The following is a 26,393-nucleotide window of genomic DNA, read 5'->3' as shown; positions in this document are numbered from 1 at the left end:
AATCATCTTCCGTCAGCGATAGGCGATGACCATGTCGATCCGCGAAGAACTGGCCAACATGACCGTGGCGTTCACCTCCGCGGAAGAGAAGATCGTCCAGGTCCTGCTCGCCGATTACCCGATGTCGGGGCTGGGCACCGCAACCCGGCTGGCACGGCGCGCCGGCGTCAGCGACCCGAGCGTGACGCGGCTGATGACCAAGCTTGGCTATGTCGGCTTTGCCGATTTCCAGGCACGCCTGCTCACCGAAGTCGAATCCAGGCTGCATTCGCCGCTTTTGATGATGGAGGCCAAGCGTCCGGGCGGCTCCAGCGAAGGCACCGCACTTGCCTATTTCCATTCGGTTTCCGACAGCCTGGAGCGTACGCGCACGGCTGTGCCGGTGCAGGCCTACACGCGCGCCGTCAACATGCTGCTCGAGAGCAAGGGCCAGGTCGTGCTGCTGGGCGGCCGGTTCAGCCGGCATATCGCCTCCATGCTGGCCGGCTATCTCCTGCAGTTCCGCTCCGGCGTGCGCGACATCGGTTCGTTGAGTCCCGCCGATTTCGACCTGTTGATCGACCTTGGCAAGCGCGACCTCCTCGTCGTGTTCGATTACCGGCGCTACCAGTCGGACGTGGTGAGCTTTGCCCAGCAGGCCAAGGAGCGCGGCGTCTCCATCCTGCTGTTCACCGATGTCTGGCTGTCGCCGATATCTGACATCGCGGACCTGACCATGGTCGCGGCGATCGACGCCAACTCGCCGTTCGACACGCTGGCGACGGCCGTTGCCCAGATGGAAACCGTCTTTGCCCACGCGCTGGAGGGCCATGGCGCCGGGGTGCGCAAGCGCATCGAGGACATCGAGAAGATCCGCAGCGCCAACGCGGTCACGCTCGATACCGTCCTATCGTCATCGGCCGACGACGCCGCCAAATCCAAAGCCACAAGGAAATAGTGTCGTTGCGCCCAGTGCAGCGATGCAAAGCGCCGCGACGCAGAAAAGGAAGCGACAATGCCCGACAACCAGACCATCATCGACGCCGTGCAGGCTGAGATCGAGACCGATCGCGACTGGTTGATCGGCCTGACCCGCGACATGGTCCGCATCCCTTCGGTCAACCCCAAATTCGAGCCCAATCCGGCGATCAACCGCGAGGCGGATGTCCAGGCGCTGCTCGAACCGATCCTCAAGCAGGACGGGTTCAGGACAGAGCAATGGGATGCCTTGCCCGGGCGGCCCAATCTGGTCGGCGAATGGGCGGGAGACGAGAGCCGCAGCCTGATCCTGTGCGGCCATATCGACGTCGTGCCGGTCGGCGCGATGAAGGACTGGTCGGTCGATCCGTTCGGCGGCGAAATCACCAATGGCCGGCTCTATGGCCGCGGTGCCGTCGACATGAAGGGCGGCGTCGCCGCTTGCATCGCCGCCGCGCGCGCGATCCGCAAGGCGGGCATCACGCTGCAGGGCCGGCTCGCCATCCACTCGGTCGTCGATGAGGAAGCCGGCGGCTTCGGCGCCATGGACGCGGTGAAGAAGGGCAAGCTCGCCAAGGCGGTGCTGGTCGCCGAACCGACCTGGGGCGATGTCCTGCCGGTCGAAGGCGGGCTGGAATGGGCGCGGGTGACGATCCGTGGCCGCAACGCCCATTCGGCGCTGCGCTACAACGAGATCTATCCGCAGCGCCACGACAAGGACCGGCTGGAGCCGGGCGTCAATGCGATCGAGATCGCCGCCCGCTTCATTGCCGCCGTGCGCCAGTATGAGCTGGACCGGACGCGAGCAAAATCCCATCCGCTGCTGCCGCTCGGCATGAACACCATCAACATCGGCGTCATGCATGGCGGCACCGGCCTTGGCGAGCACGGCCTGCCGACCGTGATGACCAACCCGGCCATCATTCCCGATGTCGCGGTGCTCGATCTCGACATGAAATTCCTGCCCGACGAGAATTCGGCCGACTACCGCCGCGATTTCGAGGCGTTCGTCCACCATTTCGCGCAGACCGATGCGTGGCTGCGCGACAACCCGCCTGCGATCCAATGGGAGCTCGGCGGGCTGCATTTTCCGCCGATGAACACGCCGGTCGACCATCCGCTGGTGAGATCGCTGATGAAGCGCAAGGCCATGGTCGGCAAGGCGCCGCAGGCGCGTGGCTTCGTCGCCGTGTGCGATGCCGCGCACTATGCCGGCGCCGGCGTCGACGGTGTCATTTTCGGCCCGTCAGGCGACGGCTTTCACGGTTCCGACGAGTATGTCGAAGTCGAATCGGTGGTCGAGACCGCCAAGGTGATCGCCGCTTCGGTCATCGACTGGTGCGGCATCCGCTGAGGCGGAGCCGCCAGTCCGAAACGGTCAGGCCGGGCGCTTCAGGCGTCCGGCGACGGCGCCCCATGAAGCCTTGATCATGCCGACCAGGCCGCTCGGGTAGGCCAGCATCACGCCGATGATCAGCACCGCCGTGATCATCGGCCGCCACGCGCCGAAATCGGCCATCCATTCGGCGAAGATCGTCAGCACGAAAGAGGCGATGATGGCGCCGTAAATAGTGCTGGTGCCGCCAAGCAGCACCATCGACAGGATGATGGTCGCAAGGCTCATGCCGAAGACGTCGATCGAGGCATTGCGCTGGTAGGCGGCGTAGAAGGCGCCGGCGATGCCGGTGAAGAAGGCGCTCGCGGCAAGCGTCAGCATGCGCTGGCGCACGATCGAGACGCCGCGGCTGATGGCGTATTCCTCATTGTCGCGCAAGGCGACGATGCTGGCCCCGGTGCGCGAGCGCACGAACACGCGCAGGAACAGGGTACTCGCCACCAGCAGCGCCAGCGCGATGTAGAAATAGGCTGATTTGCCGTCACGGACCATGTTGTGGTCGAACACGTATAGCCCGGGAATGCGCACCAACCCTTGCGTGCCGCCGGTGATGGCGGACTGGCTGATGATTACCTGCATCACCAGCTGCGCGAAGCCGAAAGTGACCAGGATGATGTAGATGCCCTTCAGCCGCAGGATCGGGATGGTCACCAGGATCGCCGCCAGGGTGGCGATGACACCGCTGGCAAACAGCGCGATCCACGGGTCGAATTCGGCCAGCTTGGTGAGCAGGCTGTAGGCATAGACGCCGATGCCGAACAGCGCCAGATGGCCGAAATTGAAGACGCCGCCATAGCCGAGGCTGAGGTCCCAGTTCGAGGCGACGATCGCATAGATGAAGGCCATGATCAGGATGTGGCGGGCATAGGTGTCGCCGAAGATCAGCGGCAGCAGTGCCAGAAAGGCGAAGCCGAGCACGAAGCCGATGGCCTCCCGCTTCCACGGCGTACGGCCGGGAGCGATCGGGGTTGCCGCCGCTGTGTGGCTAAGGGTGATCGGCGATGTCGTGTCGGTCATGCTAGGCCTCGGGAGCGGCTGGCAAAGATGCCCTCGGGGCGCATCATCAGGGTCAGGATCAGCACGCCGAACAGCAGCGCCGGCGTCCAGTACAGGCCGAAATAATAGCTGCAGGCGGCCTCGAAGAAGCCGATCAGATAGGCGGCGAAGATCGGTCCCGAGATGCTCGATATGCCGCCGAAGACGACGACGATCAGCGCCTTGAGCAGCGGGTCGCTGCCCATCACCGGCGACATGAAACGATAGCCGCCCATGAAGATGCCGGCGAGGCCTGCAAGCGACGCGGCAATGGCGAAGGCCAGCCCATAGAGCGCGGTGACGTTCAGCCCGACCAGATGGCTGGCATCTTCGTTCTGCGCCATGGCGCGCAGCGCCAGCCCGAGCCGCGTGCGGTTGAGGAACATCCAAAGTGCGGCCAGGATCAGCGGCGTGATGACGATGATGGCGATCTGGTGCAGGGAGACGCCGACGCCGCCGACGGTGGTGTTGCCGGTGATCAGCGCCGGGATCTGCTTCGAGCGCGGTCCCCAGATGGTCAGCGCGCCGTTCTCGATCAGCGACCCGGCTGCCAGCGTGGTGATGACGACGACCAGCACGATGTTGGGTCGGCCGATCAGCGGCCGCACGACACTCGCCTGCAGGATCCAGCCGACGCCGGCCATGACGACGACGGCGATGGGAAAGGCGACCGCCGCCGGCAGGCCGAGTTCGACCAGCTGCCAGGCGATGTAGGCGCCCAGCATCATGAACACGCCATGGCTGAAATTGAACACGCCGATCGTCGTCCAGACCAGAGCCAGCCCGACCGCCATCATGGCGTAGAGCGAGCCCTGGAACAGGCCGCCGAACAGGATTTCCGCCAATGCGCTCATCTTCGGATTTTCCTAATGGCCAAAATACATCGACATGATCTCGCCGTGGTCGAGGCTTTCGCCCGGCTTGATCTCGGTCGCAACGGCGCCATGGTTGACGAGGTAGAGTTGCTGCGTCAGTTCCAGCAGGAATTCGATGTCCTGCTCGACGACGATGAGCGGTACGCCGCCGCGCGAAATGTCCATGACGGAGGCGCAGAGCTCGTCCTTGATCTTGGGCGCCAGCCCCAGCGTCGGCTCGTCGAGGATCAGCAGGCGCGGATGGCTCATCAGCGCCGTGCCGATCGACACCATCTGGCGCTCGCCGCCCGACAGCGTGCGCACGCGCTGGCGCCAGCGTTCCGCCAGTTTCGGGAACAGCTTGACCACCTTTTCGCGGTTTTCCGCCTCATGCGGCCGGGCCCGCGGCGAATAGGCGCCGAGCGCCATGCAGTCGGCGATCGAGAGATCGGGAAACAGCCGGTTGCCTTGCGGCACATGGATCAGGCCGGCGCCGACGATGGCGCGTGCGCTGTGGCCGACAATGTCTTGCCCGTCGAACAGGATGCGGCCGCTCTTCGGCTGCAGAAGCCCGGAGATCGCACGCAGCAGCGTCGTCTTGCCATGGCCGTTGGGGCCGAACAGGCCGACATTGCCGAAACGGCCGGCCTCCAGCGAGATATCGTGCAGCACGGTGACGCGGCCATAGCCGGCGGTGACGCCTTCGACGCTGAGAATGGGATTCACGCCGCCGACCTCCTCGTGCCGAGATAGGCCTCGATGACGTGCGGATCGGCGATCACGCCTGCCGGATCGCCGGCGGCCAGGACGCGGCCATTGTTGAGCACCAGCAGATGCTGCGAAAGGCTCATCAGGAAAGTCAGCACGTGCTCGATCAACAGGATGGTGATGCCGCGTTCGGCGGTGCGGCGGATCAGGCCGATCGACGTCTCGATCTCGGGTTTGGTCAGGCTCGATGCCGGCTCGTCGAGCAAGAGCATGCGCGGCTGCATGGCGATCGCCGTGGCAAGCATCAGGCATTTGCGCTCGAACACGGACAATTCGCCGGCAAGCCGGCCGAACGACTGGGATCCCAGGCCGACGAACTCCAGCGCCTCGGCGGCGGCATTGCGGGCCGTGGCCGCTGTCTTTTCCTGCTTGCCGTAGCTGGCGCCGATCAGCGCGTTCTCGAACACGGTCAGCCCGTCGAAGCTGGTCTCGCGCTGAAAGGTCCGGGCAAGGCCGAGGCGCGCGATGGCGTGTCCCGATTTGCCGTTTATGGCAATGCCGTCAAAGCGGATCTGGCCCCGGTCGGGCCCGAACGGGATGCCGGTGATGATGTTGAACAGCGTGCTCTTGCCGCTGCCGTTCGGGCCGGCGATACCGAAGATCTCGCCGGCCTCGACCTTGAACGACACGCCATCGACGGCCTTCAGCGAACCGAAGGCCTTCGACACGTCGTCCAGTTCAAGCAGGGCCATTCCCTACTTCATCCAGGGCTGGAGCTTGAAGGCGCCGGTGGCATATTTCTCAGGCGAGATCAGCGTGCGCTGGCCATCCCAGATCTGGAAGAAGGTGATCGGAATATAGTCGTCGCCCTGCGTGGCAAGGTGGGTGGCGGGATCGAATTTCAGCCGCCCTTCCGCGACCTGCTTGTCGGTCTCCGACAGCGCCTTCATGATCGCCGCATGGTCGGATGCGCCGCCGACCTTCTTGACCGCGTCGAAATAGACATTGGTCATTTCGTAGAGGCCGACGCCGTAGGTGCCGCTCTCGACGCCGTATTTTGCCTTGAACTTGGCTGCCACCTCATCGGCGCGCGGGTTCTTCGGCGTCGTCAGCGCGCCGCCGAGCAGGTTGTAGATGACGCCATCCGATTTCTTGCCGGTCAGCTCGACGAATTCCGGAACGCTCGGCGCGTATTGCAGGAAGACGAGGCTCTTGGTCGGCTGCTCGAGGAACTGGTTGAGGAACGACGCCGAATTGCCCGGCAGATAGTCGGTGTTGATGACGACATCGGGAACGTTCTCGCGCACCTTGGCGAGGATCGAACGCCAGTCGGTCACTTCGCCGAAGGGTACGATCTCGTCGACGGTGATGGTCCAGCCCTTCTCCTTGAACGTCTTCTTCATGCCTTCGGAGATGGTCTTCGAATAGGCATTGTCGGACGAGATGATGGCGACCTTCTTGGTCGGCAGGGTGATCTTGCCGTCGGCCGCGAGCTTCTCGACGAACAGGGTGACGTCGGTGTTGTAGGCGTCGAAGGAAGGCGTCAGTGACCAGCAGCACATGTATTTGTCGGGGCTCGGCGCGATGATGTCCCTGGTCTGCTGCGAGGTGGCCGCCAGCATGTAGGGCATTTCCGCCTCGGCCATGTTGTCGATCTCGAAATTGGTCAGGCTGGCATAGCCGGTCAGCATGAAGTGCACGCCCGGATCGCCAAGCAGGCGTTCGACGGCGCTGGTGACGTTGCCGGCGGACTGATCCTTGACGTCGCCGACCACCAGTTCGAACGTATCTCCGGCAACGCCGCCGGCTGCGTTCGCTTCGTCGATGGCCATCTGCACGCCGCGCTGGAATTCCTGGCCGTCCGCCGCGGCAGGGCCGGTGAGCGGCGCAAGCAGGCCGATCTTGACGACGTCGGCAAAGGCGGGGGCGGCTGATGCGGCAAACATGCCGATCAACGTCGTGCTCATCAGCATATGGCGGATTCGACTTGCGGCGGATTTGGGCTTCATCGTGCTGTTCCCTGTTTTCCTCCCGTTCATCGGGAGTTGGATAATTGACAATCTACGCATAATTGTTCTTATTTGAAAAGGATTTTTCAACGCAACCTGGCCGGGAACAAGGTTCCCGCAAAGGTATGGAAGCCATGGCGCTTTGCTGCGCAACTGCATTAAAACAGGGCAATTCCCGACGGAGCGAACAATGACGATCTCGCAGAAGACCCTTGAAACCAGCCACGGCAAGATCGCGGTGCGTGAGACCAGCGGCCAGGGAACCGCTGTCATGCTGATCCACGGCAATTCATCTTCCAGTGCCGTTTTCCGCAACCAGTTGGACGGCCCGTTGGGCGAGCGATATCACCTCATCGCTCCCGACCTGCCCGGCCATGGAGCGTCCGGCGATGCGATCGATCCAGAGCGTTCCTACAGCATGGAAGGTTATGCCGATGCCATGACCGAAGTGCTCGGGCTGCTCGGCATCGACAAGGCCATCGTCTTCGGCTGGTCGCTCGGCGGCCATATCGGGCTTGAGATGATCGACCGCTTTCCCGGCCTGCTTGGCTTGATGATTACCGGCACGCCGCCTGTCTCGCCCGAGGAGGTCGGCAGCGGATTCAAGCCGAGCCCGCATATGCATCTCGCCGGGCAGGAGACCTTCACCGGCGCCGACGTGGAGGCCTATGCGCGCAGCACTTGCGGCGAGCCGTTCGAGCCGTTTCTCATCGACACGGTGGCGCGCACCGATGGACGGGCGCGGCGCCTGATGTTCGAAAAGTTCGCGGCCGGCACCGGCCGGAACCAGCGCGAGATCGTCGCCGGCAAGACGCCGCAGATCGCCGTTCTGAACGGCATCGACGAGCCTTTCGTCAACACCGATTTCATCTCGGCTGTGAAATTCTCCAATCTATGGGAAGGCAAGGCCCATCTGCTCGACAAATCCGGCCACGCGCCGTTCTGGGATTCGCCGGATCGCTTCAATCCGGTCCTCGCCCGCTTCCTGGCGAGCGTCGACAGAGCGTAGGTCCGTCGGAAAACCGGCGCCACGGACCCGCCTTCGCGTTGGGTGGGTGACAATCACGCGCATCTGTCGTATATTGACATAAAGATATCCTTATGTGACATGAAAAGGCCTGTCGCCAAAGGGATAAAAAATGTCGCAGAATTCTGCCTCGCTGGACGCATTGTTCGGCCCCGTCGCGGCAAAACCGGACGGCTCGGAAGTGCTTGCCGCGCTGACAGCGGCGGCACGCGAGCGCATTCTCATCCTCGACGGCGCCATGGGCACGCAGATCCAGGGCCTCGGGTTTAACGAGGACCAATTCCGCGGCGAGGCTTTCGCCGGCTGCGCCTGCCATCAGCAGGGCAACAACGACCTTTTGATCCTGACCCAGCCCGGGGCGATCGAGGAGATCCATTACCAGTACGCCATCGCAGGCGCCGACATCCTGGAGACCAATACTTTCTCCTCGACCTCGATCGCCCAGGCCGACTACGGCATGGAACATGCCGTCTATGCGCTGAACCGCGATGGCGCGCGGCTGGTCAGGCGCGCCGCTGTTCGGGCCGAGCAGCAGGACGGCAAGCGAAGGTTTGTCGCCGGAGCGCTCGGGCCGACCAACCGCACCGCCTCGATGTCGCCCGACGTCAACAATCCTGGCTATCGCGCCGTGACCTTCGACGATTTGCGCCTCGCCTATGGCGAGCAGCTGCGCGGGTTGATCGATGGCGGCGCCGACATCATCCTGATCGAGACCATCTTCGACACGCTGAACGCCAAGGCGGCGATCTTCGCGGCGGAAGAGATCTTCATCGAGAAGGGCGTGCGCCTGCCCGTGATGATATCGGGCACCATCACGGACCTCTCCGGCCGCACGCTGTCGGGCCAGACGCCGACGGCCTTCTGGCATTCGGTGCGGCACGCCAGCCCCTTCACCATCGGCCTCAACTGCGCGCTCGGCGCCAACGCCATGCGAGCGCATCTGGCCGAAATATCCGGTGTCGCCGACACCTTTGTCTGCGCTTATCCGAATGCCGGCCTGCCCAACGAATTCGGCCGGTATGACGAAAGCCCGGACTTCATGGCCGCCCAGATCGAGGATTTCGCGCGTGAGGGACTGGTCAATGTCGTCGGCGGCTGCTGCGGCTCGACGCCGGAGCACATCCGCGCCATCGCCGAGGCGGTGGGGAAGTATCCGCCGCGCGCCATTCCGGACATTGAGCCCAGGATGCGCCTGTCCGGGCTGGAGCCATTCACGCTCACCGACGAGATCCCCTTCGTCAATGTCGGCGAGCGAACCAATGTCACCGGCTCGGCCAAGTTCCGGAAACTGATCACGGCGGGCGACTATGTCGCCGCGCTCGACGTCGCCCGCGACCAGGTCGCCAACGGCGCGCAGATCATCGACATCAACATGGACGAGGGTCTGATCGATTCGAAGAAGGCCATGGTCGAATACCTCAACCTGATCGCCGCCGAGCCGGACATCGCCCGCGTTCCTGTCATGGTCGACAGTTCGAAATGGGAGATCATCGAAGCCGGCTTGAAATGCGTGCAGGGCAAGCCGCTGGTCAACTCCATCTCGATGAAGGAGGGCGAAGAAGCCTTCCTGCATCATGCCAGGCTGGTCCGCGCCTATGGCGCCGCCGTCGTCGTTATGGCCTTCGACGAGGACGGCCAGGCCGACACCAAGGCGCGCAAGGTCGAGATCTGCACCCGCGCCTACAAGCTCCTGACCGAGCAGGCCGGCTTCCCGCCCGAGGACATCGTCTTCGATCCCAACGTGTTCGCCATCGCCACCGGCATCGAGGAGCACGACAATTACGGCGTCGACTTCATCGAGGCGGCCGGCGAGATCACCGCGACGCTGCCGCATGTCCACATTTCCGGCGGCGTGTCGAACCTGTCTTTCTCGTTCCGTGGCAACGAGCCGGTGCGCGAGGCCATGCATGCCGTATTCCTTTACCATGCCATCCAGCGCGGCATGGACATGGGCATCGTCAATGCCGGCCAGCTCGCCGTCTACGACACGATCGAGCCTGATCTGCGCGAGGCCTGCGAGGATGTCGTGCTCAACCGCGCGCCGAAGGCCGGCGGCACCGCCACCGAACGCATGCTGGAGATCGCCGAACGCTTCAAGGGCACGGCCGGCAAGGAAGCGCAGGAGCGCGATCTCGCCTGGCGCGAATGGACTGTCGAACAGCGGATCAGCCATGCGCTGGTCAACGGCATCACCGAATTCATCGACGCCGACACCGAGGAAGCGCGGCTTGCCGCCGAGCGGCCGCTGCATGTCATCGAAGGCCCGCTGATGGCCGGCATGAACGTCGTCGGCGATCTGTTCGGCGCGGGAAAGATGTTCCTGCCGCAAGTGGTGAAGTCGGCGCGGGTCATGAAACAGGCGGTGGCTGGACTGCTGCCGCACATGGAAGCCGAGAAGCTGGCAAACGCCGCCAACGGCATCGACAATGGCGAACGCAAAACGGCCGGAAAAATCCTGATGGCGACGGTCAAGGGCGATGTCCATGACATCGGCAAGAACATCGTCGGCGTGGTTCTCGCCTGCAACAATTACGAGATCATCGATCTCGGCGTCATGGTGCCGGCGGCCAGGATCCTGCAGACGGCGCGCGAGCAAAATGTCGATATCATCGGCCTGTCCGGCCTGATTACGCCGTCGCTGGACGAGATGGCGCACATGGCCGCCGAGATGGAGCATGAAGGCTTCGACATTCCGCTGCTGATCGGCGGCGCGACGACCAGCCGCGTGCACACGGCGGTGAAGATCCACCCGCGCTACAGCAAGGGGCAGACGGTCTATGTCACCGACGCCAGCCGCGCGGTCGGCGTGGTCTCATCCTTGCTGTCCAACGAGAGCAAGGGCGGCTTTGTCGATACGGTGCGCGCCGAATACAAGAAGGTCGCCGATGCGCATGCCCGCTCGGAAGCCGACAAGCAGCGTTTGCCGCTGGCCAAGGCGAGGGCCAATGCGCATCGGATAGACTGGTCCGAATATGAGCCGCCGAAGCCGTCCTTCACAGGCGTCAAGGTGTTCGAGAACTGGGACCTGACCGAGCTCGCCCGCTACATCGATTGGACGCCGTTCTTCCAGACCTGGGAGCTGAAGGGCCGCTATCCCAAAATACTCGAAGACGAGGCGCAAGGCGCCGCCGCGCGCCAGCTGTTCGAGGATGCGCAGGCGATGCTGAACAAGATCATCGCCGAAAAATGGTTCGCGCCGCGCGGCGTCATCGGCTTCTGGCCGGCCAACGCCGTCGGCGACGACATCAGGCTGTTTACGGACGAGAAGCGGTCGCAGGAACTGGCGACGTTCTTCACCTTGCGCCAGCAACTGACCAAGCGCGACGGCAAGGCCAATGTTGCCCTGTCGGATTTCGTCGCGCCGGCGGAGTGCGGCAAAGCCGATTACATCGGCGGCTTCATCGTCACCGCCGGCATCGAGGAGGTGGCTATCGCCGAACGGTTCGAGCGGGCGAATGACGACTATTCCTCGATCATGGTCAAGGCGCTGGCCGACCGCTTCGCCGAAGCCTTTGCCGAGCGCATGCATGAGAAGGTGCGCAAGGAATTCTGGGGCTACGTGCCAGACGAATCGTTGGCGCCGGACGAGCTGATCGGCGAACCCTATCGCGGCATCCGACCGGCGCCCGGCTATCCGGCTCAGCCAGACCATACGGAGAAGGCGACTTTGTTCCGGCTGCTCGACGGCGAAGGCAATGCCGGCGTGAGACTGACCGAAAGCTATGCGATGTGGCCGGGTTCATCCGTCTCGGGGATCTATCTGGCGCATCCCGAAAGCTATTATTTCGGCGTCGCCAAGGTCGAACGCGACCAGGTCGAGGATTATGCGCGCCGCAAGGCGATGCCGTTGACCGAGGTCGAGCGCTGGCTTGGCCCCATCCTCAACTACGTGCCGGCACACTATGCCGAGGCGGCTGAATAGCCGATGCCGGCGCGCCTGACGGAAGCGACAGGCGAATGCCGATCGCTTCTCCAGTGTCATCCTGGCCCGCTTCGATTCCTGTGGGCTATTGCATGGCCGACGGGTTCATCCACAGCAGCTCCCAGACGTTGCCGTCCGGATCTTCGATGTGGCGGTTGAACATGAAACCAAGATCCTGCGCCGGGTTGGGATCGGCGCGACCGCCTGCCGCCACGCCCTTCTCGATTACGACATTGACCTCGTCCTTGCTGTCGACGGTGAGTGCGATCAACATCTGGCTGTCCCGCTTGGGGTCGCCGATCTGCCGCGCTGTGAACTGGCTGTAATGCTGGTGCGTCAGCAACATGACCCCGATCGAGTCTGAGAACATGATCGAGCTGGACTGGTCGCTCGAGAACTGCGGGTTCAGCGTGCCCCCGATCGCGAGATAGAACTTGGTCGCCGCCTGCAGATCGCGTACCGGTAGATTGAGGAAGATCATTTTGGTCATCGGTCTAAGCCTTGCTGCCGTTGATGGGTACTAGCCAGTCTAGTACTGTGACCATGGCTACCATGCAGGAACGGTACCGTCTAGTACTGGTTGAGAGGCGCTATGAAAATTGATGGTGAGACCAGGTCGGCTCGCAAGGATCGTGAAATCATTGAAGCGGCTACGGCCGCCTTCATCGCCAAGGGCTATGATGGAACCAGCATGGAAGAGATCGCCACCAAAGCAGGCGCATCCAAGCAGACTGTCTACAAGCATTTCACGGACAAGGAGACGCTTTTCGGCGAAGTCGTCGAGTCCACCGCCAGCCAGACCAACGATGTCGTCGAGTCCGTGACGATGCTGCTTTCCGAGGCGAAATTCATGGAGGGTGGGCTACAGCAGCTTGCCCGACGCATGACAACGACGCTGATGGACGAAGAGCTGCTGAAGCTGCGGCGTCTGATTATCGCCAACGCGGATCGGATGCCGCAGCTTGGCCGGAGCTGGTATGAAAAAGGTTTTGAACGCATGCTTGCCTCGGTGGCATCATGCTTTCAAAAGCTTACCAGTCGAGGCCTGTTGCAGACCAGCGATCCCCGTCTGGCGGCCAGCCATCTCTTCGGAATGCTTCTCTGGATCCCAATGAACGAAGCCATGTTCACCGGAAGCAACCCGCGTTCGAAGGCGGACCTCGAGCGGCACGCCGATGCTTCGGTCGAAGCATTCCTTGCCGCCTATGGGGCGCGGCCGAAATAGTCGCGCGCCGCTCCGCCAGCGATGCTTATTGTGGTCGATTGTCCGTCCACGCCAGCGTCTTTTGCTTAAGGCCGGTGGCGGAGTCGGCTTAGGCACAGGATGCTCGCTTACGATCCAAGGCTGCGATAAACCCAGGGCAGCCGTCTTTGCAGCTGGAGCGTCAAATGACCGTACTCACCCGACGCCGGCTTTTGAAAACGGCAGCGATTGCCGGCGCAGGCGGGGTCGGGCTTTCGGCCATGGGCCGGTTTGGTGGCTGGGCCGCTGCCACGCCTGAGCCGGTGGTTTTGCAGACGGCAAAGATCCAGGCGAAGCTGATGGATATCGGCCAGACCAGGGATGTGCTGACCTATGGCAACGCCGGAATGCCGCCCGTGCTCAGAATGAAAAAAGGCCAGCCCTTCGCTGCACGCCTTGTCAACGCGATCGACGATCCGACGACGATCCACTGGCACGGTATTCGCGTTCCAAACAAGATGGACGGCGTGCCGTTCCTGGTCCAGCCCTACGTCTACACCGGCGATCATTTCGACTACGCCTTCACGCCGCCCGATGCCGGCACCTTCTGGTACCACCCGCATTGCAACACGCTGGAGCAGATGGGCCATGGCCTGACCGGCGTGATCGTGGTCGAGAATCCCAACGACCCGAAATTCGATGCCGAAATCGTCCTCAATTTGCGCGACTGGCGCCTCGGGGACGACGGTCAGTTCATCGACCAGTTCCGGCCGCGCGATGCCGCGAGAACCGGCACTTACGGCACGGTGCGCACCGCAAACTGGCTCGACCAGCCGCAATATGACACGCCGGCCGGAGGGCTGGTGCGGCTCAGGGTCGCCATCACCGACGTGACGCGCATCTACGCTTTTCGCGTCGACGGTGCGGAGGCGAGTGTCATGGCGCTCGACGGCAATCCGGTGCCTGAGCGTTTTTCCCCCGATGCCTTGCTGCTTGGACCCGGCCAGCGCATGGAGCTGGCCATACGCATGCCCGACGAGGAAGGCGCGATCGTCAGCTTGAGGGACGTCAGAGGCACCAAGCCAAAAATCCTGGCAACCCTGCGCGCGACAGGAAACTCCCTCAAACGGGACATTCGCGATGTTGCTCCACTGGAGCTCAATCCGGTGGCGGAAGTGGATCTCGCCAGTGCCAGGCATATTTCCCTGGCGCTCAGCGCCACGGCGGAAAACGTCCCGAGCGATGGCATCTGCGGCTCGCTGGGCTACAGTTTCTGGGCCATCAACAAAGTGCCGTGGCCCGGCGACACCAAGGATCCGACCGCGCCTCTGGCCGAACTGAAGCTTGGCCAAAGCTACGTCATCGACATGGAGAACCTGACGCCGCAATCCCATCCGATGCATCTGCACGGCATGAGCTTCAAGGTGCTGTCGTCCTCGACGCGCCAGGTTCAGCCCGTGATTTCCGACACCTATCTCATCCAGCCCAACGAGAAGGTTCAGCTCGGTTTCGTCGCCGATAATCCCGGCGACTGGCTGCTGCACTGCCACATCATCGAGCACCAGAAATCGGGAATGACGAGCTACGTCAGGGTGGTGTGAAGCCGCGTCAGCCTGCGCGTGGCGTCTGGACCGTCACTTGCGCAATTGAGCCTCGATCTCGTCGAGCACTTTGTCCTTGCCGATGCCGGTGAGGAAGGCGAGGCCCTTGATGACCGGCTTGGTCACCGAAGCGGAGATCGGGGTGGTTGCGACGATGAAGTCGACATTGTCGGCCAGTCCGGGCACTTCGGTGGCCTTTGCCTGCTGGGCATTGAAGGTGAGGCCGCGTTTCTTCATTTCCTCGGTGACGGCGACGTTGACCGCGGTCGAGGTGGCGATGCCCGTGCCGCAGGCGAAGAGAATGGTTTTCTGTCTGGACATCTCTGCTTCTCCTTGGTTATCAGCCGAGTACGGCTCGCACGTCTTCGAGGGTTCTGGCCGACCTCAAATCATCCAAGGCTTGCGGGTTCTGGATGGTGGCCATGACGGCCTGCAGCGCCTCAATCTGCTTGTCCTTGTCGTTGATGGCAAGCAGGAAGACGAAGCCGACCGGCAGCATCTCGTCGGGATCCTCCATGTTGGCGAAGATCACCGGTTGCTTCAATGTGCCCATCGCGATGCCAGGCTTCAGCACATGTTCCGGATCGGTGTGCGGCACCGCGACATTGTCGGAGCGTTCCAGCGGCAGTCCGGTCGGGATGGTCAATTCGCGGCGCACGACCGCGTCGGCATAGGAGCTTTTGACATATCCAAGTCTCTCCAGCCGGCCCGCCAGGATGCGGATGATCTCCTCATTGGTCGAGGCATCGGATCCGAGCACAATCGCGTCGGGATCCAGAAGCTGCATGAGGCCGTCGGACATTCTTTGCTCCGTCGATGAAATCGTGCGCCCCGAGGAGGGCGCACGATCGGGCTCCGTCGATGAAATCGGGCGCCCGAGGAGGGCGCACGATCGGTTTGAAGGGTGGACCCTATCAGGTTCAGGCCGTCTCTTCGGCCGGCTCGTCCTCGGCGCCCGCGGCCCGCTCCCAGCCGAGCGGATTGCGGCGGTAGAGGACAAACAATGCCGCGATGACCACCGCGATCACGATGATGCCGACAAGTCCAAGCCCCTGGATCGCCTCGATGACCACGTAAGGCACCCACAGGAAGCCGTCGACCACCGAGGTGATCTGCAGCGCATCCGCCGGCAGCTTGAAGCCCGATGCGACGGCAGCACTTGTGAACAGCGGCGCCAGCGCGTTGGCGACGTAGAAGCCGATGGCCAGCGTCACCGTGCCGATCACCACCATGCGGAACACGTTGCCTTTGACCAGCGGCGCGGTCATGGCGACGATGAAGGGAATGACTGCAAGGTCGGCGAACAGGATGACGCGGTTGCCCGGCAGGATGATGGACAGGATGATCGCGATCGGCACCAGGATCAGCGACGACGAGATCGCGGCCGGATGGCCGATCAGGATCGCGGAATCGAGGCCAACAAGAAGCTCGCGATCGCCCGTGCGCTTGCGCACGAATGCCTGGGCTGCGTCGGAAACCGGCAGCAGGCCTTCCATCAGGATCTTGACCATGCGCGGCAGCAGCAGCATGACCGCGGCCAGCGTCATGCCGGTGCCCAGAACCTTGGCCAGCACCACGCTGAGATCACCCGCATTGTAGAAGGCGATCGCACCAAGCACGAGGCCGATAATGAGGCCCATCACGACAGGTTCGCCGAACACGCCGAACCTGCGCTCGATCGTATCGGTGTTGATGTTGATGCGGTTGATCCCGGGAATGCGGTCCATGATCCAGTTGAGCACAATGGCGATCGGCAGGATCTGCGCCGAGGCGAGATGCGGCACGGAAATGCCGGGTACCCCGTAGAACTGCTGTACCGCGCGCGCCGACCAGTCAGCGAACAGCAGCGAGAGTGCTGCGACAAGTGCTGCGACCGCGATGCCATAGGCCAGATTGTCGGTTGCGGCGACCACCAGCGAGCCGACAAAGGCGAAGTGCCAGAAGTTCCAGACGTCGACATTGAGCGTGCGCGTCATGCGTGTCAGCAACAGCACGATGTTGACGAGGATGCCGACCGGAATGACCCAAAGGCCGACCGATGAGCCGAAGGCGATCGCGGCCGCGGAGGGCCAGCCGACATCGATGATGTCGCGATGAATGCCGGTGTTTGTGACGATGGCCTTGGCGACGTCGCCAATCGACGTGAACATGAGACCAAGCACCAGATTGATGCCGATGAAGGCGACGCCGATGGTGACGGCGGCGCGAAAAGCCTTGCTGACCTTGGCGCCCAGAACCACGGCGATGACGAAAATGACAATTGGCAGCAGGATCGTCGGGCCAAGCGTATCGATGGCCCCTTTTAGGCCCGCGAGAACAGTATCCATTTTTCCTCCCCTGGAGCCGCGAGCCTTCGCTCGACGCCTCGCAATGATGCTCCATCCAGCCTTTGACGCCGTGGCGCAAAGACACTCCCCAATTTGCCCAGAGGCGAATGCTTCCCGACTGTCGCGTCGGTGAACATTTGCCTTTGTTGACAAACGAATGTTTTATTGGGGTTGTCCGCTGCAATGTCAATTGGTTGGGCTTCGGCGAATCGAGCCCCGGCGGACGTGCCTTCCGAGACGATTTCGTGGGAAATTGCCGGTCGCGACCGGGTTTCGTTGGCAAATAGAACCCATTCCCTGCTATCCGACCCCAAATCACGAAGCTGTGGACATTCCTGCATGACCAACGTCGCCCTGACCGGGCTTGCCCGTGATCTCGCCAAGCGTGCCGCCGAGAACCGCCCGGTGCGCATCGGTGTCATCGGTTCGGGCGAAATGGGCACCGATCTGGTCACGCAGGGCATGCTGATGCCGGGCATTTCGGTCTGCGCCGTCTCGACGCGCCGCCCGCACACCGCGCGCGACGCTATCCGTATCGCCTATGGCGACGAAGCCATGGCGGTCGAAGCCGACACCGCCTCGAAAGTCACCGCGGCAATCGAGGCGGGAAAAATCGCCGTCACATCCAACGAGATGCTGGTCACCAATCCGCTGATCGACGTCGTCATCGACGCCACCGGCAAGCCGGGCGTCGCCGCCGATTTCGACCTCATGGCGATGGAGCACGGCAAGCATCTGGTGATGATGAACGTCGAGGCCGACGTCACCATCGGCTGCTATCTCAAGCAGCAGGCCGACCGGCTTGGCGTCGTCTATTCGGTGGGTGCGGGCGACGAGCCGTCGAGCTGCATGGAACTGATCGAGTTTGCGTCGGCGCTCGGGCTGACCATCGTGTCGGCCGGCAAGGGCAAGAACAACCCGCTCAACCACGATGCCGTGCCGGACGACTATCGCGCCGAAGCGATCCGCCGCAACATGAACCCGCGCATGCTGGTCGAGTTCGTCGACGGCTCCAAGACCATGGTCGAGATGTGCGCCATCGCCAACGCCACCGGGCTGGTGCCGGACGTCCCCGGCATGCACGGCCCCAAGGCCGATCGCGACGACCTCGCCAAGGTGCTCATCCCGCGCGAGGATGGCGGTCTGCTCACGAAGAAAGGCGTCGTCGACTACACGGTCGGCAAGGGCGTCGCGCCCGGCGTCTTCGTCATCGTCGAGGCGACGCATCCGCGCATCATCGAGCGCATGGACGATCTACATATCGGGCACGGCCCCTATTACAGCCTGTTTCGGCCTTATCATCTGACATCGCTGGAAGTGCCGCTGACCGCAGCCCGCATCGTGCTTTTCGGCAAGCCCGACATGGTGCCGTTGCCGCGGCCCGTGGCCGAAGTCTGCGCCGTTGCCAAGCGCGACCTTGCCCCCGGCGAGACCTTCGATGCGATCGGCGAGACTTGTTACCGCTCCTGGACGATGACCGTCGGCGAAGCCCGCGCCCAGCGCGCCGTGCCGGTCGGCCTGCTCGAGGGCGGCAAGGTGCTGAAACCGGTCACGAAAGGCGAATTGCTGACGGCCGATAATGCGTCGCCCGACCAGACGACGAGGCTGTTCGCCTTGCGCCGGCTGCAGGATGAGATGCTGTACGGGACAAGCTGAGGATTTATCTCCCCAGTTCGACCGACCGCAGCCGCGCAGCCTCCACCGCTTGCGTCAGCAGATTGGTCAGCCGGTCCTCGCCCATCAGAACGGCCAGCGCCGCGGCCGTCGTGCCGTTGGGGCTGGTGACCTGCTGGCGCAGCACGCCCGGTTCCTCGCCGCTTTCGGCGGCGAGCGAGGCGGCGCCATAGACGGTCTGCATGGCGAGCAGCTTGGCGGTCGCCGTCGGCAGACCGGCCTTCTCGGCGGCAACCGTCAGCGCTTCGATGAAATGGAAGATATAGGCCGGCCCCGATCCGGACACGGCGGTCACCGCATCCATCAGGCCCTCATCGTCGATGGTGGCCACTTCGCCGCTCGCCGACAAAAGGTCGGCGACGAAACGCTTGGTGTCATCGGACACGAGCTTGTTGGAGAACACCACCATCATGCCCTTGCCGATCGCCGCGGGCGTGTTGGGCATGCAGCGCACGATCGGCGCGCGGTTGCCGAGAATTTCCTCGAAGGTGGCGGCAGGCGTGCCGGCGGCGATGCTGACGAAGGTGGTGCGGCCGTCGCCGAAGCGCTTGTAGGCGGCCGTGACGTCGCGGATCACCTGCGGCTTCACCGCGATGACCACGAGATCGGGCACGGCATCGGCCGGAATGCTACCCGCATCGGCTGATGTAGCGCAGCCCAGCGCTGCCGCGCGATTGCGCAGATCGGCATTGGGCTCGACCACGAAAACCGCCGACGGCGCGAGCTTGCCGGATTTCAGCCAGCCCGAGAGCATGGCGTAGCCCATATTGCCGCAGCCGGCGAGAACAAGCCTGATCGTCATCGAAAGCCCTCCAGAGGAAGGCCTTCACATAGACGCTGGCGCTTCCCTGGGGAAGCCCCATCAGGATCGCGAGCCACGATCGGGATCGCGCACCGCGATTGGCCGCAGCGACACTTGCCTGAGGCCGAGCACGCCGAACACGAAGAACAGCCAGACCGGGTCGCCGCGATGGAAGAAGAAGCTTTCGAGGAAAGCGTTAAGCGCCGTGAACAGCACCACCATCATGAAGAAGTCGCCGAGAAAGATGTTTTCCCTGCGCAACGGAATGCGCATGTAGTCGCGCAGCGGCGCGATGAGGAAGGTGTAGACCGCCACGCACAGTGCCGGAATGCCCATCAGCACGGCGATGTCGAGATAGCCGTCATGGCCGTGCACGATGGTCCTGATGTCCCAGGGCCGGTCGAATGGCTGGTCCTGGTTGAGCAAGAGCGGCGTGCCCCAGAAGCTCTCATAGCCGTAGCCGGTCCATGGCTTCTTCGCCAGCATGCTGCCGGCGAATTCCCACAGCGTCGTGCGGCCTGTATAGGTCATGCCGGGGAAATAGATCGCCGCCAGATGTTTCACAGGCGGCAGGAAGACGATGCCCAGCGTGCCGACCGCCGTGGCGATGATGGCCAGCGCAAACAGGATCGGCGTGCCGAGCCGCATGCCTATCAGGCTCGGGAACATGACGATCAGGATCGAGAACGGCACCAGGCCGGCTGTCGTCTTGGAGCCGGTGTGCAGCATGAAGATCATCGCCGCGAAGAAGATCCCGGCGCCCCAGTAGCGCTGCCCGCGCCGGTAGAGATAGAGGCCTGCGAAGCTGAGGCAGGCCATGACCGGCCCGGCAATGTTCTTGTGGGTGAACACGCCGCGCCACAGTCCGGCATGTTCGGGCTCCTGCGAGTCGGCTGTGTGCATCGCCTCGTGCGGAAAGACGATGAGGCCGAGATAGGAAAGGCCCATGACCACGACGGCGGTGAAGATGATCACCTTCGAGAAGGCTTCGGCGTCGCGCGGCAGCACCAGGATCGTTGCCATCGTCAGAATGCCGATCAGGGTGAAGGAGGCGGCGCGCATCGCCGAAGGCGGATCGGTCGACAGGATCACCGAGAGGAAAAAGAAGCCCAGCATCAACACCCAGGATGGGCTCAGCAGCGAGCGCACCACGCGCGGATCGGCAAAGGCCATCAGCGAGAAGATCGACATGGCGCCGAGCGAACCGAAGCCAAGCTGGTTGACGATGTCGCCGCCTTGACCGGTGAGTTCGGCGCCGCCCGGCTGGAACGGCCGGAACGACACCATGATGACGGTGAACAGCAGCGCGGCAATGGCGGTGGCCACGCCTTCGCGCGTGAACGCGTCGCTGAGCGGCGCGCGCTCAGTTTTTCTCAGGCTGGCGGTACTGCTCATTGGCATATCCGAATTCGGCCAGCACGCGGCCCAGCGCCACATGGACGGGGTAGATGGCGATCGCCGGCGATCGGGTCCGCGCCAGCCGGATCATGCCGCGAAACGGCGAGGCGGCAAGCAGTGCCAGGCTCTTCAGCAACACTTTGGCGCCGGCCATTGGCGTGCCGGCGCGCTTCTTCTTTTCGACCAGTGTCGAGATGACGCCGTTGCGCAGGCTGCGGGCACGGATCCAGTCGGCTTCGATACGCCGCGCCGGAACGGTTTCCAGCACCTTGGCCTCGGCGCACCAGCCCAGCACAAAGCCCTTTTGCACCGACCGGCTGAGAAAGTCGGAATCGCCGCCGCCCATGAAATTGAATCTGAGATCGAGAAAGGGCGGACCCATGGCGATCAGCACGTTGCGCCCGACCAGAAGATTGCCCGACGAATAGAGCGCCGGCACGCGTCCGGTTTCCCGGTAAGGCGGCGCGAACACCGGATGCTCTGCCCATCGCGCATGGGCGGGGTCGGCAAACACGGGCACCTGCGGGCCGCCGACAATGTCGGCGCCGAGCGTTTCGGCAGCCAGGCACATCCGTTCCAGCCACTGCGGATCGGCGATCTCGTCGTCGTCGATGACCAGCAGATGCCTGAAGTTCGGGAATTGCAGGATGGCTGTCTGCCAGCCGGCATTGTAGGCGCTGCAATTGCCGCGCTCATGCGCGATGATCACCAGGCCCGGCATTTCGCCCCGCTCGAACAGCGGCAGCGCCGCCTTGGCGCCGGCCCGCGCCTCGGCTTCGTTCTCCATGACGATCACGGCAAAGCGTCTGCCGGTTTGCTGCGCGCGCAGCGACGCCAGCGTTTCCAGCACCTGCTCGGGACGCTTGAAGGTCGGCAAGGTGACGACGGCTTCGACGGCCTCGACGTCAAGCCGCGGCGTGCGTCCCGCGACCGATACCGAACCGTCCGATGGCAAAGGGATCATCCGTGTCCAGCCACATGGTGAGTTGGGCTCTGGTAGCACCACGGTTGATAAGGTTTCGTTAATCACCTTGCACGGAGAAGCCCGCCAGGCAGCGGCTTTCGGCCGTCGAATGTGCAGGCTTAATCAAGGGTTCACCGCACTTTGCTACCGGCTACACCACTGGATAGGTAAGATGCATCTGCTGTTCGCCACATCGATCGTGCCCGACGGCGCTCTCGCCTCGGGCTACGAGATCGCCAACGCTGCGATCATCGCTGCCTTGCGGCGCGCTGGCGCGCGCGTCACCGTCATCGGCTTTACCTGGCCGGGGAAGCCCGCGGCCGACCCCGAAAACACCGTGGTGCTGGGTGCGATCGACGTGCGCACGGAAAATGCCTCCGCGCGGCAAAAGCTGGCCTGGGTCGGCAAGGCGCTGCTTTCGGGCCTCACCTTCGCGTCGGTCAAGCTGCGCGCCGTGTCCGACAGCGATGTTCTCGCTGCCATCGAGCGTGCCGGACCGTTTGACGGCTATGTCTTGAATTCCGTGCAGTTCGCTGGCGCCTTCGAAAAGCTGTTCGCTGAGCGGCCTTCGATCTTCGTTGCCCACAATGTCGAGCATCTTTCGGCGCGGGAGAATGCCGCTGCCGCCGGCAGCCTCTTCCAGCGCCTGCTGTTTCGCCGCGAGGCGAGGCTGCTCAAGACCATGGAAGAGCGTCTCTGCCGCCGGGCGCGCTTCGTCTTCACCCTGGCCGAGGAAGACCGCGCCGCGCTCGGTGTCGCCTCCGACAACCGCTCGGCGGTGCTGCCGCTGGTGACCGGTGCCCAGGCGCCAACCCTGAAAAGCCCGCGCCGCATCGACTGCGACGCCGCACTGATCGGCACCTGGACCTGGCAGCCGAACCGCATCGGCCTCGACTGGTTCCTGGGCAAGGTCGTGCCGCATCTGCGGCCCGATTTCCGCATCCGCATTGCGGGCCACATGCCTTCGGGCGTCGCGTCGAAGCATCCGGGTGTCGAATTTGTCGGCCGCGTGCCCGACGCGCAGGCTTTCGTGCGCGGTGCTGCCGTCATCCCGCTGATCAGCACCGCCGGCAGCGGTGTCCAGTTGAAGACAATCGAAACCTTCGAACTCGGCCTGCCTTCGGTCGCCACCAGCCGTTCGCTGCGCGGCATCGACCACCGTCCTTCCAATTGCGTCGTCACCGACGATCCCGTTGCCTTCGCCAGGGCGCTCGAGGCTGCGGCGGCCGACATCCGCGACGTTGACGGCAGCGCGTTCCGGGGCTCGCAGGTCAAGGCGCTCGACGCTGCCATCCGGCTCGGCCTCGAAAAGCTCGCCCCTCTCAGGCAGGAGGCGTTTGCATGAACATGCATTCCGCCCGCGCCGCGTTCGGGCTCGACACGCTGAAGACGATCCTTGGCATCCCGGTGGTTGCGGTCCGCTGGAACGATGCCATCGCCCTGCTGAACCGGCTGATTGCCGAGCGGCGCTTCACCAAGGTCAGTTTCCTCAACGCCCACAATGCCAACATCGCCTATACCGACCCGGTGTTCGCCGAAGCACTCGATGATTTCCTCATCCTGCCCGACGGCATCGGCATCGATCTGGCGGCGAGGCTCCTCTACGGGGCGCCGTTTCCCGACAATCTCAATGGTACCGATTTCGTCCCGGCCTTCCTGCAGGCCTCGACGACGCCGCTGACCGTCGGGCTGCTCGGCGCGACGCGCGTCAACGCAGAAGCGGCGTCGGTCAAGCTGGCGGCACTGGCCGTGCAGCACCGGTTCGTGGTGATCCATGACGGCTATTTCCCCCCTTCGCAGGAGCGGGAAATCGTCGACCGGATTGCCGCGCTTCGGCCCGACGTGCTGCTCGTGGCCATGGGCGTGCCGCGCCAGGAATTGTGGATCGAACGCCATATCGACGCGCGCCATTGCACGCTGCCGATCGCCGTCGGCGCGTTGCTTGATTTCCTGAGCGGCGCGGTGCCCCGCGCGCCCTTGTGGATGCGCCGGCTGCGGCTCGAATGGCTGTTCCGGTTGGCTGTCGAGCCGGGCCGCCTGTGGCGCCGCTATGTGGTCGGCAACCCGCTGTTCCTGCTGCGCGTCGTCAGGCAGAAATTCTCGCTTGCGCCCGAAGCCGCGGGAGATACCAAATGAACAGCAGGTTCGTGCCAGGTGCCGCTGTCGAGCCAAGCCCGCTTCGGCAGCCGACGGCGGCCATCGTGACGGCAAGCTATGCCCCCGATTTCGAGCGCTGTCGCCTGCTGTGCGAGACACTTGATCGCCACGTTTCCGGCGCGGCGCACCATTACATCCTGGTCGAGCATCGCGATGTCGGTCTGTTTCGCCAATTGGAAACCGGCCGCCGCACGGTCGTCGACGAGCGTGAATTGCTGCCGCGCTGGCTGCACGCCTTCGACGACCCGTTCAGCCTGTTTCGCCGGCGCGTCTGGCTCAGCCTGAAGACCCAGCCGCTGCGCGGCTGGCATGTGCAGCAGTTGCGCCGCATCGCCATCTCGGCGCATGCATCTCAAGACGTGCTCATCTTCTGCGATTCCGATGTTGCGTTCCTGAAACCTTTCGACTGCAGCGCCTTCTGGCGCGACGGCAAGGTGCGCCTGTTCCGCCGCGACGGTGTGCTGGCGGACGAAGGTCATGAGGAGCATCGCATCTGGTCGCGCAACGCCGGCTCAGCACTCGGCATCGACCCGTCCCGGACGTCGAACCATGACTACATCTCGACGCTGATCGCCTGGCGGCGCGACACCGTGCTGGCGATGTGCGGTGCGATCGAAAGGGTCCATGGTCGCAACTGGGTCGAGGTCGTCGGCTCGGCGCGCAAATTCTCCGAATGCATGATCTACGGCCGCTATGTCGACGATCTGCTGGACGGAGCCGGCCACTTCCACGGTTCCGAAGAGTTCTGCCGCGTGCACTGGACCGGCGAAGCGCTTTCGGATGACGAGTTCCGCCGCTTCGTTGCCGCCATGGCGCCGGAGCAGGTGGCGATCGGCATGCAATCCTTCATCGGCACCGATATCGGCCGCATCCGCCGTCTGATTGGGTTGGATTAGATCATCCCGAAAAGCGGAAACCGGTTTTCTCGGACAAACGATTTCCGTTTGTCCAGAAGTCATGCACAAATGAGAAAGCCCTAGACGGGCTTTGCCGGCTTGCGCATCGCCGAATAGGTGAGCAGCGTCGAGGCGAGATACAAAAGCAGGAACACGACATTGAGCGACAGCACCAGCTTCGGCGTGTCGAGGATGGTCGTCAGCACATAAGTCAGCAACAGCGCCTTCAATCCGGCGAGCAGGCCGAGATTGAGCGCCCGCACCAGCGTTTGGCCGCGTGCGAACAAAAGCTCGGCCTGGTATTCGACCAGATTGCGCAATCCCGGCACGCAGATTGCCAGCACCACCAGCGGGGCGGCCTCGGCGACATTCTTGCCGAGCGCATTGGGGAAGAAATGCAGCACGATGCCGAGCGTCAAGAGCGCCAGCGTCGACACCGCGAAAACGCCGCCTTCGATGCCGCTCCTGACCGCCAGCCGTGACAGCAGTTCCGGCGCGCGCATCATACGCTGCACCAGCATCATCGAGAAGGTGCGGATCGGAATCGCCGTCAGGTCGACCAGCCGCATGATGATGGCGTAGATGCCGGCCAGATGCGGGCCGCCGATCGCCAGCACGAGCAGCTTGTCGAACTCCATCTGCAGGTAGAACAGCACTTCGGCGCCGGCCACATAGATGGAATCGGCCAATCGCCTGAGATAAAGCTCGACGCGCAGCCGCAGCCTCTGGCGCGGGTAGAAGAAGCCGAAGGCAATCAGCAGCGAGGCGGCATTGGCGCCGATATAGAACCAGGACCATATCCAGACGCTGTGTTGCGCTGAGAACATGAACAGCACCGCGCCGAGCGCCCGCAGCGCGGTCGCCAGGATGGCCAGCAGCGCGGCGCGGCCGAACTTGCCCAGGCCGTTGTTGACGATCAGCGCCACCTCGACCGGCCGCCACAACAGCGCTTCGGCAAAGACGATTGCCGCAAACACCGACAGCGGCACGGTGTCGGCAAAGAAAAGCAGATAGACGCCGAACGAGGCCGCGGCCAGCAGCGGCAGCGACAGCACGCCGAGCAGCAGGAAGCCGGCGGAAAAGGTGCCGATCAGATTGGGACGGATGGTGGCGGTGCGGTAAAGCGCCGAGATGAACCCGAAAGCGAGGATGCGCGACAGCATGACGCCGGCCGCCGACGCCGTGGCGAACATGCCGAATTCGGATATCGACAGCGTGTTGGCCAGCGCGATGAAATAGGCCAGCGAAAACACCAGTCGCCCACCGGCACCGCTGATCGCTGAGAAATAGTCGCGAAGCAGCCCCCGTCGTTCGGCCAAAAAGCTGCCGATCCGGGCGAGGGGCCGCCTTTGCGGTATGTCACTGGCCTGCGTCATGTCTCAAGGAGAGCCTAGGCCGGAAAACTTAACGTGCCGTTCTGGCGGCTGGGCTTGTGTCGAAAATAGATGCAACCGAAACGAGAAACCGACGCTTCGGCGCGGGA

23 protein-coding genes are annotated in these 26,393 nt (G+C 63.5%); 10 read left to right on the top strand and 13 right to left on the bottom strand.

From position 1 onward, the window contains the following. Nucleotides 1-31: 31 nt before the first annotated feature. Both RPF88_RS17790 and RPF88_RS17785 read left to right on the top strand, forming a co-directional pair. Entirely contained in the window at nt 32-937 is a 906-nt protein-coding gene (locus RPF88_RS17790) for a MurR/RpiR family transcriptional regulator (RefSeq protein ID WP_063173773.1), read from the top strand. Between the two features lie 57 nt (nt 938-994). Next, entirely contained in the window at nt 995-2,311 is a 1,317-nt protein-coding gene (locus RPF88_RS17785; RefSeq protein WP_063170048.1) for a M20 family metallopeptidase, read from the top strand. A 24-nt stretch (nt 2,312-2,335) separates the two neighbouring features. Here the strand turns inward: RPF88_RS17785 and RPF88_RS17780 are convergent, their stop codons facing one another. The 5 genes from RPF88_RS17780 to RPF88_RS17760 are packed head-to-tail and all read right to left on the bottom strand — an operon-like array spanning nt 2,336 to nt 6,959. Next, a complete protein-coding gene (locus RPF88_RS17780) occupies nt 2,336-3,370 on the bottom strand; it encodes a branched-chain amino acid ABC transporter permease (RefSeq protein ID WP_337122765.1) in 1,035 nt (344 codons plus the stop codon). Next, entirely contained in the window at nt 3,367-4,242 is an 876-nt protein-coding gene (locus RPF88_RS17775; RefSeq protein ID WP_337122764.1) for a branched-chain amino acid ABC transporter permease, read from the bottom strand. Before RPF88_RS17775 ends, RPF88_RS17780 begins: the two co-directional genes overlap by 4 nt. A gap of 12 nt (nt 4,243-4,254) precedes the next feature. After that, complete coding sequence (locus RPF88_RS17770; protein WP_013530211.1) at nt 4,255-4,968, bottom strand: ABC transporter ATP-binding protein; 714 nt, start codon at nt 4,966-4,968, stop codon at nt 4,255-4,257. Further along, on the bottom strand, nt 4,965-5,702 hold the full coding sequence (locus RPF88_RS17765; RefSeq protein WP_127366362.1) for an ABC transporter ATP-binding protein: 738 nt from the start codon (nt 5,700-5,702) through the stop codon (nt 4,965-4,967). The genes RPF88_RS17770 and RPF88_RS17765 overlap by 4 nt, the downstream gene beginning before the upstream one ends. A gap of 3 nt (nt 5,703-5,705) precedes the next feature. Continuing rightward, entirely contained in the window at nt 5,706-6,959 is a 1,254-nt protein-coding gene (locus tag RPF88_RS17760; RefSeq protein WP_027035742.1) for an ABC transporter substrate-binding protein, read from the bottom strand. Nucleotides 6,960-7,149: 190 nt separating this feature from the next. Between RPF88_RS17760 and RPF88_RS17755 the strand changes: the two genes are divergently transcribed. Together RPF88_RS17755 and metH are read left to right on the top strand one after the other, a co-directional pair. Beyond that, nucleotides 7,150-7,968: an alpha/beta fold hydrolase gene (locus RPF88_RS17755; RefSeq protein WP_337122761.1), complete on the top strand. Its 819-nt coding sequence runs from the start codon at nt 7,150-7,152 to the stop codon at nt 7,966-7,968. Between the two features lie 130 nt (nt 7,969-8,098). Further along, on the top strand, nt 8,099-11,908 hold the full coding sequence (gene metH / locus RPF88_RS17750) for a methionine synthase (RefSeq protein ID WP_337122760.1): 3,810 nt from the start codon (nt 8,099-8,101) through the stop codon (nt 11,906-11,908). A gap of 85 nt (nt 11,909-11,993) precedes the next feature. Here metH and RPF88_RS17745 read toward each other — a convergent pair whose 3' ends face one another. Continuing rightward, nucleotides 11,994-12,398: a VOC family protein gene (locus RPF88_RS17745; protein ID WP_027162301.1), complete on the bottom strand. Its 405-nt coding sequence runs from the start codon at nt 12,396-12,398 to the stop codon at nt 11,994-11,996. A gap of 102 nt (nt 12,399-12,500) precedes the next feature. Here RPF88_RS17745 and RPF88_RS17740 point away from each other — a divergent pair, with 102 nt between their 5' ends. Continuing rightward, the gene (locus tag RPF88_RS17740; RefSeq protein ID WP_024504795.1) at nt 12,501-13,133 is read left to right on the top strand and encodes a TetR/AcrR family transcriptional regulator; all 633 of its coding nucleotides are present in this window, start codon (nt 12,501-12,503) and stop codon (nt 13,131-13,133) included. A gap of 164 nt (nt 13,134-13,297) precedes the next feature. Then, a complete protein-coding gene (locus tag RPF88_RS17735) occupies nt 13,298-14,692 on the top strand; it encodes a multicopper oxidase family protein (protein WP_337122758.1) in 1,395 nt (464 codons plus the stop codon). Between the two features lie 33 nt (nt 14,693-14,725). Here RPF88_RS17735 and RPF88_RS17730 read toward each other — a convergent pair whose 3' ends face one another. The 3 genes from RPF88_RS17730 to RPF88_RS17720 form a co-directional block, all read right to left on the bottom strand. After that, nucleotides 14,726-15,013, bottom strand: coding sequence for a PTS sugar transporter subunit IIB (locus tag RPF88_RS17730; RefSeq protein ID WP_023809203.1), 288 nt, complete (start codon nt 15,011-15,013; stop codon nt 14,726-14,728). A gap of 19 nt (nt 15,014-15,032) precedes the next feature. Further along, nucleotides 15,033-15,494: a PTS sugar transporter subunit IIA gene (locus RPF88_RS17725; protein WP_027162299.1), complete on the bottom strand. Its 462-nt coding sequence runs from the start codon at nt 15,492-15,494 to the stop codon at nt 15,033-15,035. A gap of 118 nt (nt 15,495-15,612) precedes the next feature. Next, nucleotides 15,613-17,019: a PTS galactitol transporter subunit IIC gene (locus RPF88_RS17720; RefSeq protein WP_013530221.1), complete on the bottom strand. Its 1,407-nt coding sequence runs from the start codon at nt 17,017-17,019 to the stop codon at nt 15,613-15,615. Between the two features lie 339 nt (nt 17,020-17,358). On the opposite strand from RPF88_RS17720, the gene RPF88_RS17715 reads away from it, so the two are divergent. Beyond that, a complete protein-coding gene (locus RPF88_RS17715; protein WP_027162298.1) occupies nt 17,359-18,675 on the top strand; it encodes an NAD(P)H-dependent oxidoreductase in 1,317 nt (438 codons plus the stop codon). Nucleotides 18,676-18,679: 4 nt separating this feature from the next. Here RPF88_RS17715 and proC read toward each other — a convergent pair whose 3' ends face one another. Genes proC through RPF88_RS17700 form a run of 3 tightly spaced genes read right to left on the bottom strand, consistent with a single transcriptional unit; the run spans nt 18,680 to nt 21,857 of the window. Next, the gene (gene proC, locus RPF88_RS17710; protein WP_337122756.1) at nt 18,680-19,495 is read right to left on the bottom strand and encodes a pyrroline-5-carboxylate reductase; all 816 of its coding nucleotides are present in this window, start codon (nt 19,493-19,495) and stop codon (nt 18,680-18,682) included. Nucleotides 19,496-19,555: 60 nt separating this feature from the next. Beyond that, on the bottom strand, nt 19,556-20,890 hold the full coding sequence (locus RPF88_RS17705) for an O-antigen ligase family protein (protein WP_337122755.1): 1,335 nt from the start codon (nt 20,888-20,890) through the stop codon (nt 19,556-19,558). Continuing rightward, nucleotides 20,859-21,857, bottom strand: a complete 999-nt coding sequence (locus RPF88_RS17700) for a glycosyltransferase family 2 protein (protein WP_337122754.1) — start codon at nt 21,855-21,857, stop codon at nt 20,859-20,861. Before RPF88_RS17700 ends, RPF88_RS17705 begins: the two co-directional genes overlap by 32 nt. A gap of 172 nt (nt 21,858-22,029) precedes the next feature. On the opposite strand from RPF88_RS17700, the gene RPF88_RS17695 reads away from it, so the two are divergent. From RPF88_RS17695 to RPF88_RS17685, 3 genes are read left to right on the top strand one after another with little or no spacing between them, the layout of a single operon-like run. Continuing rightward, on the top strand, nt 22,030-23,202 hold the full coding sequence (locus tag RPF88_RS17695; protein WP_337122753.1) for a glycosyltransferase: 1,173 nt from the start codon (nt 22,030-22,032) through the stop codon (nt 23,200-23,202). Next, nucleotides 23,199-23,993 carry a WecB/TagA/CpsF family glycosyltransferase gene (locus RPF88_RS17690; RefSeq protein ID WP_337122752.1) on the top strand — a complete coding sequence of 265 codons (795 nt, stop codon included), beginning with the start codon at nt 23,199-23,201 and terminating at the stop codon, nt 23,991-23,993. Before RPF88_RS17695 ends, RPF88_RS17690 begins: the two co-directional genes overlap by 4 nt. Then, complete coding sequence (locus RPF88_RS17685; protein WP_337122751.1) at nt 23,990-24,910, top strand: DUF6492 family protein; 921 nt, start codon at nt 23,990-23,992, stop codon at nt 24,908-24,910. Before RPF88_RS17690 ends, RPF88_RS17685 begins: the two co-directional genes overlap by 4 nt. Before the next feature lie 80 nt (nt 24,911-24,990). On the opposite strand, the gene RPF88_RS17680 is transcribed toward RPF88_RS17685, so the two are convergent. Continuing rightward, nucleotides 24,991-26,286, bottom strand: coding sequence for a lipopolysaccharide biosynthesis protein (locus tag RPF88_RS17680; protein WP_337122749.1), 1,296 nt, complete (start codon nt 26,284-26,286; stop codon nt 24,991-24,993). Between the last annotated feature and the right edge of the window lie 107 nt (nt 26,287-26,393).

The sequence above is a fragment of the Mesorhizobium sp. ISC11 genome, assembly GCF_037162595.1.
In the GTDB taxonomy this organism is placed as follows: domain Bacteria; phylum Pseudomonadota; class Alphaproteobacteria; order Rhizobiales; family Rhizobiaceae; genus Mesorhizobium; species Mesorhizobium ciceri.
Note: the sequence above shows the minus strand (reverse complement) of the source record. Positions and strands in the feature narration are given on the sequence as shown.